This window comes from Aromatoleum diolicum (assembly GCF_012910955.1).
GTDB classification, from domain to species: domain Bacteria; phylum Pseudomonadota; class Gammaproteobacteria; order Burkholderiales; family Rhodocyclaceae; genus Aromatoleum; species Aromatoleum diolicum.
This window is the reverse complement of the sequence record NZ_WTVQ01000025.1, coordinates 57,006-66,320: the sequence shown is the minus strand read 5'-3', so window position 1 is coordinate 66,320 and position 9,315 is coordinate 57,006. Positions and strand designations below refer to the sequence as shown.

General features: G+C 63.9%; 5 protein-coding genes. 1 reads left to right on the top strand and 4 read right to left on the bottom strand.

What is annotated here, in order from left to right; genetic code table 11:
- The 3 genes from GPA25_RS15035 to GPA25_RS15025 all read right to left on the bottom strand — a co-directional run.
- The coding region (locus tag GPA25_RS15035; protein ID WP_484463056.1) for a L,D-transpeptidase scaffold domain-containing protein at positions 1 to 396 on the bottom strand (396 nt) is incomplete at its 3' end.
- 637 nt (positions 397 to 1,033) lie between these two features.
- Positions 1,034 to 3,130 (bottom strand): ATP-dependent helicase, encoded by a 2,097-nt coding sequence (locus GPA25_RS15030; protein ID WP_169261226.1) that lies wholly within the window; start codon positions 3,128 to 3,130, stop codon positions 1,034 to 1,036.
- Positions 3,127 to 3,384 carry a hypothetical protein gene (locus tag GPA25_RS15025; protein WP_169261225.1) on the bottom strand — a complete coding sequence of 86 codons (258 nt, stop codon included), beginning with the start codon at positions 3,382 to 3,384 and terminating at the stop codon, positions 3,127 to 3,129. Before GPA25_RS15025 ends, GPA25_RS15030 begins: the two co-directional genes overlap by 4 nt.
- A gap of 184 nt (positions 3,385 to 3,568) precedes the next feature.
- Here GPA25_RS15025 and GPA25_RS15020 point away from each other — a divergent pair, with 184 nt between their 5' ends.
- Positions 3,569 to 6,607, top strand: a complete 3,039-nt coding sequence (locus GPA25_RS15020; RefSeq protein WP_169261224.1) for a bifunctional diguanylate cyclase/phosphodiesterase — start codon at positions 3,569 to 3,571, stop codon at positions 6,605 to 6,607.
- Here the strand turns inward: GPA25_RS15020 and GPA25_RS15015 are convergent.
- Positions 6,597 to 9,302 (bottom strand): bifunctional acetate--CoA ligase family protein/GNAT family N-acetyltransferase, encoded by a 2,706-nt coding sequence (locus GPA25_RS15015; RefSeq protein WP_169261223.1) that lies wholly within the window; start codon positions 9,300 to 9,302, stop codon positions 6,597 to 6,599. The genes GPA25_RS15020 and GPA25_RS15015 overlap by 11 nt on opposite strands.
- Positions 9,303 to 9,315: the final 13 nt, after the last annotated feature.

Below are 9,315 nucleotides of genomic sequence, written 5' to 3'. Positions count from 1 at the left end.
GGGCGGGACGGCAAAATTCGCGTGGATCTGACGAGGATCCACCCGGCCGTGATGGAGGTCGCGCAGATAGCGCAGCATCGCCGCGGTGAGTCTCCGATCCAGTTGTGCGACCACCTCGGCCGGTAGCGCGGGCCCATCTGCTGCCGCCGTGACGACCTGGTAAAGCACGGTGGCGTCGTAATCTTGCGCGTTCAGACCGTCTTCCGCCGCAGCCGCAAGGATGTCGACGGCCTGTCGGGCCTCGGCATGGGGACGCCCGCGGTCGAACCAGAGCAGACCGTCGCTTTCGTATGCGTATGCGTTTGCGCAGATGCTCAATCCGAGGGCAAGACAAACGAGCACGGCATGCACCCGGTGGGCGGCGTCGTTCAGGACTTTGAGGCCAGCGGTCATCATGTTGCGGTGTTGATGCGCGCGAGTGATTGCCCGGTTGCGGCGCGGGTGGCACGCATGAGGAGAGATTTCAATTTGCGGTCCGGGGCTGGCGGCACGTCAGGAGGCATCGGCGAGTTTGCGACCGTGAAGGATATCGCACCTTGGAATTGAAATTGAGACCCGTCCGCCACGGGGCAGTGGCAAGGTAGCCGGCTCGCAATGGTGCGCGGCTGTGTCGCCGGCGCGCCGGTGAAGACTTCAGGCGAACGCTGGAGTGCCTGCAGGTGCCCGCAGCGAGCATTCCGGATCATCCGGTTTCCGCACCTCACCTCGGGCTGAGGCTCGCGTCCTGTTTGCATGTGCCGGCGTGCTGCAATCGTCACCTGATCGCGAATTCCCGACAGCTTGGGGCAGTGCCCCCCGTGTGTGGCGTCCTGCGTTGTGATGTGTCAGAAGCTTGAGCACCGTGCGTCGCTTGCCCATTGATGCGGCAAGCAATCATTGTCCCGCCGTGTGAAGGGCTTAGCTGATTCATCCTTGCCCTGCACACAGACTTATCCACATCTGCTGGGGACAAGTCCTGCCCCGGATACTCAGCGGTTCGAGTCGCGTGTGCTACGCGTCCCGGCTCGTGTTGGTCCGGCGCGGGCGCCGCTTCCTAACGCCACATTGCGCGCATCTTTGCCGCGAGGTCGAGTGCGATCTGGCGGGATTCTGCGGTGGGGCGGGGCGCCTCGGCGGGGGCTGGCCATGAAGTCTGCTGGAAGTTCTCAAGGACGCGGTTTGGAATGAAGCGGGTACGGCTTGCGTAGACGTGACGGTCGCCAAGGCCGGATTGCTGTGAGACGTAGAAGCGCTGTGGCACGATCAGGTCGAGTTGATCCTTCGCGCGCGTCATCGCCACGTACAGCAGGCGCCGTTCTTCCTCGATCTCGCTTGTGCTGCCAGTGGCGAGATCGGAGGGCAGGCAGCCGTCGACGGCGTTGAGCAGGGTCACCGTCGACCATTCCTGGCCTTTCGCGGAATGGATCGTCGACAGGATCAGGTAGTCTTCATCGAGTAGCGGCACCCCCGCCTCGTCGCTGGTCGCGTTCGGTGGATCGAGCGTGAGTTCGGTGAGAAAGCGTTCCAGGCTGGGGTAGGTCGCCGCAATGCGCGCGAGTTGTTCAATGTCGGCGGCGCGGATTGTGGCGTCGTCGTACAGGCGTGGCATCTCCGCGACGTACCACTGGCACACCTGCTCGAAAGTGGCCGGCCAGACGGCAGTGGTCTTCGAGGCTTCGACGATGCCGGCGAACGCCACCCATGCGGCGCGCGTACCCTCGGGTACCGGTTGTTCCGCGAGTAGCGCGCAGCCGGCGGGAGCGCCGGCAATGTTGTCGAGGATGCGGCCTGCCGTCTTCGGGCCGATACCGGCGTGCAGCTGGATCGCGCGGAAGCCCGACACGCGATCGCGCAGGTTCTGCGCCCAGCGCAGCACCGCGAGGACGTCCTTGACGTGGGCGGCTTCGAGAAATTTGAGACCACCGAACTTCACGAACGGAATGTTGCGCCGCGTCAGCTCGACCTCGAGGCGTGCGCTGTGGTGCGAGGCGCGGAAGAGCACCGCCTGGGCCTTCAGCTTGACACCGTCCTCGCGCCGCGCGAGCACGCTCTCGACGATGTAGCCGGCCTGGTCGGCGTCGTCCTTGACGGCGACCAGGCGCGGCTTCTGCGCGGCCGTGCGTTCGGTCCACAGGTCCTTGGTGAAGCGCTCGGACGCGAGCGCGATCACGGCATTCGCTGCAGCGAGGATGGGTTGCGTCGAACGGTAATTGCGGTCGAGCGTGACTTGTTCTGCCGGGGGATCGAAGTGCGCCGGGAAATCGAGGATGTTGCGTACCGTCGCACCGCGGAATGCGTAGATCGACTGCGCGTCGTCGCCGACCACCGTGAGCCCGCGCCCGTCCGGCTTCATCGCCAGCAGGATCGCAGCCTGCAGCCGGTTGGTGTCCTGGTATTCGTCGACCAGCACGTGCGAGAAGCGTGCGCCGACCTCACCGGCAAGCGCAGGTTCGGTCAGCATCTGCGCCCAATAGAGAAGCAGGTCGTCGTAATCGAGCACCTGTTGTGCCTGCTTGGCTTCGACGTAGGCGAGAAACAGACGTTTCAGATCCGCCTCCCACTCGACGCACCACGGAAAAGCCGATTGCAGCAGTTCGCCAAGGGGCGCGCGGGTATTGACCGCCGCGGAATAGATCGCCAGGCAGGTTCCTTTCATCGGGAAGCGTTTGGTCTTTGCCGATAGCCCGAGTTCGTGGCGCACCAGATTCATCAGGTCGCCGGAGTCTTCGCGGTCGTGAATGGTGAAGCCCGGATCCAACCCGATGCGTCCGGCAAACTCGCGCAGCAGCCTGGCACCAACGCTATGAAAGGTGCCGGACCATGTGAGCGAGGTGGCAGCGAGTCGTGGCTGCCCTCTCGCGAGCTGGCCGACGATGCGCGTCACGCGCCGGTTCATCTCGTCGGCCGCTCGTCGCGAAAAGGTCAGCAGCAGGATGCGGCCCGGGTCGGCGCCCTGTGCGACAAGGTGGGCAACCCGGTGCGCGAGCGTGGCGGTCTTGCCCGACCCCGCTCCGGCAATCACCAGCAGCGGACGGTCGCGCTCCTCGGCGTCGCCCGTAGTGCCGAACATGACTGCCGCACGTTGGGCGTCATTGAGATGTTCGAGATAGGCGGGCGCTGCGGTGGGGATTGCTCCCCCGGCTGCGCTCATCGCCACTCCGGTTGTGCGACCGTGCGCGCCTTGCCTGATGGCGAGGTACTTGAATCGTTCAGCGAATCGGCGCCGGTGTCGCGGCCGTCACGTCGCAGCCAGGATGGAATCCTGGGCGTATCTCGTAATGCAAAGAACACCGCCTCGTCGCACAACGGGCAGATACGGTATTCGGCCAGATCGCTGTAGGCCCGCTCCATGGCGTGCGGGTTGACCGGTGCATGGCAGTGGGGGCAAATGAAACGGGCAGTCATGACGCAATCCTCCATAGCTGTAACTATATACAGCTTTCAGGGCGATGCAAGTGCGTTCCACGTCCCCTCGCCATCGGCGGAGTGGCGGGTCCCTGCCATTCTGCATTGCACCTTGAATGCATGGCCATTGTGCCCGGTGTAACATGCCCGTCCTCGATTATGGATCCTGGAAGGCCTCACCGTTTTGGCCAAAATTCCTGTTCTGCACCGCCTGTCATTCTTTTTCCGCTGGTTGCCGTGGATGATCGGCGCCGGTGTCCTGCTCGTCGGCTTACTGGTGGGTCTGGTGCTGGGGTGGATGGACGGCGAGCGCCAACTGAGCGACGCGCGTAGCCGCACGATTGCCGAGCTGGCCACGGTGCAGGCGCAGCTCGACGGGGTATTGAAGCAGACGCTGAGCGGTAGCGAGGGTATTGTCCATCTGATCCAGCATCAGGGCGACCTTTCACCCGAGCTGTTTGATGCGATGGCGGAACAGATCATCGCCAATCACCCGCAGATTCGTAACCTTGGCTACGCGCCGAACAATGTGATCGCGAGGCTTTACCCGCTTGCGGGTAACGAGAAAGCGCTCGGCCTTGATTTCCGGACCGTTCCCGAACAGTGGAAAACCATCGAGCAGGCACGGCAACTGGGTGTGCCGGTGCTGTCCGGTCCGGTCGCGCTGGTACAGGGCGGGCAGGCAGTCATCGTCCGTGCGCCGGTCGTGCTGCGGCCTGACGGGGTCAGTGGGCGCAGTGGCTATTGGGGGACGGTGTCGATCGTTGGTGACATCGAGCGCATCCTCGAAGACGGTGGCGTGAGCGGATCGACGCTCCTGCGCATCGGGTTGCGCGGGAAGGACGGGCGAGGTGAGGAAGGGGACGTGATCGGTGGCGATCCGGCGGTCTTTTCCGCCGACCCCGTCAAGACGCGCCTCGGTGTCCCGGGGGGGCATTGGGTGCTGGCCGCGACGCCGCTGAGTGGATGGCCCAGTCAGTCGCTTACCGGGTCGCCCTATTTTCTGGCAGCACTGATCAATGCCGCGGTTTTTGCCCTGCTCGCCGGCCTGCTCGTCTCAAGGCATCGCCAGTTGCGCGAGCGGCATGAACTGTTGCTTGACGAGAGCCGGCAGCGCCAACTTGCCGAACGCGCGTGGCGCGACAGCAGGAGCCTGCTGGATGCGATCGTGGATAACGCGCCGGCCCTCATCTATGCGTTCGACCTGAAGGGGCTGCTGCTGCTGTGCAACCGTCAGTTCGAAGCCGCGGTCGGCCACTCACGCTCGGAGATGGTGGGGCGCGCCCGTGACGAGTTCATGCCGGGCGATGTGGCACGGCAACACCTCGAGAACGACCGCAAGGTCATGGAAGGGGGTATTGCCCGGCAGTTCGAGGAGAACAATATCGAGCCGGATGGCGTGCATACCTACCTCACGACCAAGTGCTTGCTGCTGGACGACGCCCGCAATCCGATCGGTGTCGTCGGCATGTCCGCCGACATCACGCAGCGCAAGCAGTCGGAGGAGGCCTTGCGGCTGGCATCTACGGTGGTCGAATGCACCGCCGATGGCGTGGTCGTCACCGACCACAAGGGGGTGATCGTCGCGACGAACCCGGCCTTTACCGAGATCACCGGTTATTCCGCCGATGAGGTGAAGGGCAAGACGCCGGGCATTCTCAAGTCGGATCGCCAGGAAGACGAGTTCTATCAGCACTTGTGGCAGTCGATCAATGTCGCCGGCGAATGGCAGGGGGAAATCTGGAATCGGCGTAAAAACGGCGAGATATATCCCGAATGGCTGACGATCAGTGCGGTTCGCGATGGCAACGGCAACATTCGTCACTTTGTCGGTGTGTTTTCCGATATTTCCACGATCAAGCGCACTCAGGAGGATCTGGAGCGGCTCGCGCACTTCGATCCGCTGACTTCGCTTCCGAACCGCGTGCTGTTTCATGACCGCATGCAGCACGCGCTGGACCGCGCGGTGCGCTATCGGCGCAGTATTGGTGTACTGCTCCTCGATCTCGACGGTTTCAAGACGATCAACGACAGCCTCGGTCACCCTGTGGGCGATCAGCTGCTGCAACTGGTTGCCGGGCGACTCGCGACCTGCGTGCGGGTCGAAGATACCGTGGCACGTCTTGGCGGTGACGAGTTTGCCGTGATTCTCTCGGAACTGGGGGAGGGGGCGGATGCGGTCGAAGTGATACGCAGGATCCTGTCGGTCATCCAGGTGCCGTTCGAGATGGCAGGTGGCAACGGCATGGTGACGACGAGCATCGGTGTTGCGGTGTTTCCGGATGACGGCCAGACCGTTACCGAATTGATCCGCAATGCGGACGCCGCGATGTATGAAGCGAAAGCTGCGGGCCGAAACACCTATCGCTTCTATCAGCGCAACATGACCGAGGAGGCGCAAAAACGCCTGCATATCGAGAATGCGCTGCGCCGGGCGGTTGAGAGGGGGGAGTTCGAAGTCTGGTTCCAGCCGCAGTTCAGTCTTGGCACCGGCGCCTACCTCGGAGCCGAGGCCCTGGTTCGCTGGCGTGATCCGGAGCATGGACTGATTCCGCCGGGCGATTTCATTCCGCTTGCGGAGCGCAGTGGCCTGATCATTCCCCTCGGCGAGCAGGTCCTCGACATGGTCGCTGCGGCGGCACGGCGCTGGCTTGATGCCGACCTATCGATCGGACGGCTGGGCGTCAACGTTGCCGGGCCGCAAATCGACCGGAGTGATTTTGTTGCGACCCTGCGCCGCGTGATCTCGACCTGGAACGTGCCGCCGTCGGTATTCGAGATCGAAATTACCGAGACCGTGATCATGGAAAATCCCGACCACGGTCGGCGAGTTCTCAATGAGATCCAGGCACTGGGCATCACGACGGCGATCGACGATTTCGGTACCGGCTACTCGTCGCTTGCTTACCTGAAGGAGTTGCCGATCGGCACGATCAAGCTGGATCGTGCCTTCGTCAAGGATCTGCCCGAGCATCCGTCGGATATCGCGATCAGCCGCGCCGTGATCGCCCTGGGGCACAATCTCGGCTTCAAGGTCATCGCGGAAGGCATCGAAACCGAGGCCCAGCGCCGATTCCTGCATGCGGAAGGCTGTGACGAAGGGCAGGGCTACCTGTTTGCGCGTCCGATGCCGGCCGATGTCTTCGAGAATTGGCTCCGCGCGCGGCCTCCAGGCGAGGGCGCCGCGCCACTCTCTGTCGGATCGGACGCGATCAGGGACTGACCGGTTGCTGCAGTTTCATCGACACGTGGACGACGCCCGGCTCTTCCGCGGGTTTGGCGCTGAAGCCGAAAACCCTTAGCAGCTTCAGCATGGGCTGATTTTCCGCCAGCACCTCGCCAGCAAGCACCTGAATGTCGCGCTGGCGCGCGTAGTCGATGATCTTGGTCAGCAGTTTGGAGCCCAGACCCTGTCCCTTCATGTCGGAGCGGATGATGATCGAGAACTCCGCAGTATGGTTGTCCGGGTCGGCGACCGCACGCACGACGCCGAGCGTTTCCGCCTGCCCGTTCTGGTCCCTTGCGCTGGCGATGAAGGCCATCTCGCGGTCGTAGTCGATCTGCGTCAGCCGCGCCATTTCGCTGTGCGGCAAGGTACCGATATAGTGGAAAAAGCGGTACAGGATGTCCTGCGGGGTCAGTCGCGACATGAACACGTAGTGGGTGGGTTCGTCTTCCGGCCGGATCGGGCGCAACACTGCGCTCCGTCCGTCGCGCAGCGTCGTCGTCTCCTCGAGGCCTTGCGGATAGGGGCGGATCGACAGGCGGTGCGGATTTGGCGCGCTCGCCGACAGTTCGATGTGCGCGTCGGCGGCGATCACGCCCATATCGTTGGCAAATAGAGGATTGATGTCGAGTTCGGTGATCTCGGGCAGATCGACCACCAGTTGCGATACCTTGGTCAGCGTCAGTGCAATGGCGTCGCGGTCTGCCGCCGGATGGTTGTGGTAGGCGCCCAGCAGTGCCGCGGTGTGGCTGCGGTCGATCAGATCGTGGGCGAGTGGCAGGTTGAGCGGTGGCAGGCCGATGGCCATGTGCCGGTAGACCTCGAGCGCCCGACCGCCTTCGCCGAACACGATCATCGGCCCGAATAGCGGATCGGTGGCGACCCCGATGATGAGTTGCCGGACATGTTGGCGCGGGTCAACACGTTGCACGGCGAAGCCGCTGATCCTGGCCTCGGGGCGCAGTGCGCTGATGCGCCCGAGCATGCCCTGTGCCGCGGCTTCGGCGGCGTCGGGCGTTTCGAGGTTCAGGGCGACGCCACCAACCTCCCATTTGCGTCTGACATCGCGCGACATCACCGTGACGGACACCGGCAGACCAATGCGCGCCGCGACGGCTGCGACTTCCTGCGGGTTGGCCGCAAGATGCGTTTCGACGACAGGAATGCCGTAGGCGGCGAGAATGGCCTTCGCTTCGGGTTCGGTGAGCCGGGTGCGCCCCTCCGACAGCGCGGTATGCACGATCGCGCGCGCGCGGTCGGCGTCCGGTTCAAAGTCGAGCTGCATCGAAGGCGGGACCTGCATCAATACCTCGCGCGCGAGGCGGTGATTGAGCATGTGCAGGAAGGCGCGCGTGGCGTGTCCGGGTGTGTCGAACGTGGCGATGCCGGAATCGACGAAGAGTTTGCGTTCGGTGGCCACGCTTTCGTCACCGATCCAGCAGGTGAGCAGGTTGCCGCCAACGTTGCGGATCGTCTGGATCACCGATTGTGCGATATCGATGCTGCTGGAGAGGGCATTGGGGGTATGCATCAACAGAATCGCGTCGCCATCCTGCTGCTCGCCGAGCACTTTCAATACGTCTTCATAGCGCTTGGGTGGCGCGTCGACCGAGATGTCGATGGGGTTGCGGCCATCCCAGCCGGCGGGCAGCATCCGGCGCAGGCGGGTAACGGTGTTTTCGTGCAGGTCCGGCATCTCGTACCCGCCGAGATGCAGACCGTCTTCGGCCATGATGCCGGCGCCGCCACCGTTGCTGACGACCACGAGCCGGTTGCCGTTCATCGGGCGCGAGCGCACCACCGTCTCCACCGCGCCGAAGAGCTCGTCGAGGTGATCGACGCGCAGGATGCCGGCGCGGCGCAGCACCGCGTCGTGCACGTCGTCACTGCCGATCAGGCCGGGGGTATCGAGAAACAAGGGATCGCCGATGCCCTGGAGGCTGTTGCGCGGCGCCCGTCCGGCCTTGATCGCGACCACCGGCTTGTTGCGGGCGGCGGAACGGGCGGCAGCCATGAAGCCGCGGCGGTCGCGGATCGATTCGATGTACAGCAGGATGGCGCGCGTGCCGGGATCGCTGCCAAGGAAGTCGATGGCTTCGCCAAAGCCGATGTCGAGCGCATCGCCCAGTGAGACAAAATGGGAGAACCCGACCTTTTTCGGCAAGGCCCAGTCGAGCACCATCGTTCCCACCGCGTCGGACTGGGAGACGAAGCCGATATTGCCACGCTTCACGCTCACCTGCGAAAAGGTGGCATTGAGACCCGCTTGCGGCACCATCACACCTAGCGTTCGGCCTCCGAGGATCCGCAGGCCGTACCGTCGGGCTGCCTCGAGAATCGTCACGTCCAGTGGCCGGCCGTCGCTGCCGAGCGTCGTGGATAGCTGGCTGGCCATGACGATTGCGGCGCGCGTGCCGCGCTGGCCCAGCTGGTCGATGACGCCGGGGACCGCTGCCGGCGGCGTGCAGATGATCGCCAGATCGGGCGTCCGCGGCAGTGCCGCGACGTTCGGGTAAGTCAGTACCCCGGCCACGGCGTCATGCTTGGGATTCACCGGCATGATCGCACCGCCGAATCCGCCCGCCAGCAGATTGTGCATCACTACGTTGCCGATGCGGCGCGGCCGGGAGCTGGCACCAATCACTGCGATGGATTGCGGATTGAAAAGACTCTGCAGGTAGCGAAAGCTCATGATGATCGATGCG

Coding starts and splice junctions, on each gene's coding strand:
- GPA25_RS15030 (WP_169261226.1), bottom strand. CDS start 3,130: ATGAGCGCAGCCGGGGGAGCAATCCCCACCGCAGCGCCCGCCTATCTC.
- GPA25_RS15025 (WP_169261225.1), bottom strand. CDS start 3,384: ATGACTGCCCGTTTCATTTGCCCCCACTGCCATGCACCGGTCAACCCG.
- GPA25_RS15015 (WP_169261223.1), bottom strand. CDS start 9,302: ATGAGCTTTCGCTACCTGCAGAGTCTTTTCAATCCGCAATCCATCGCA.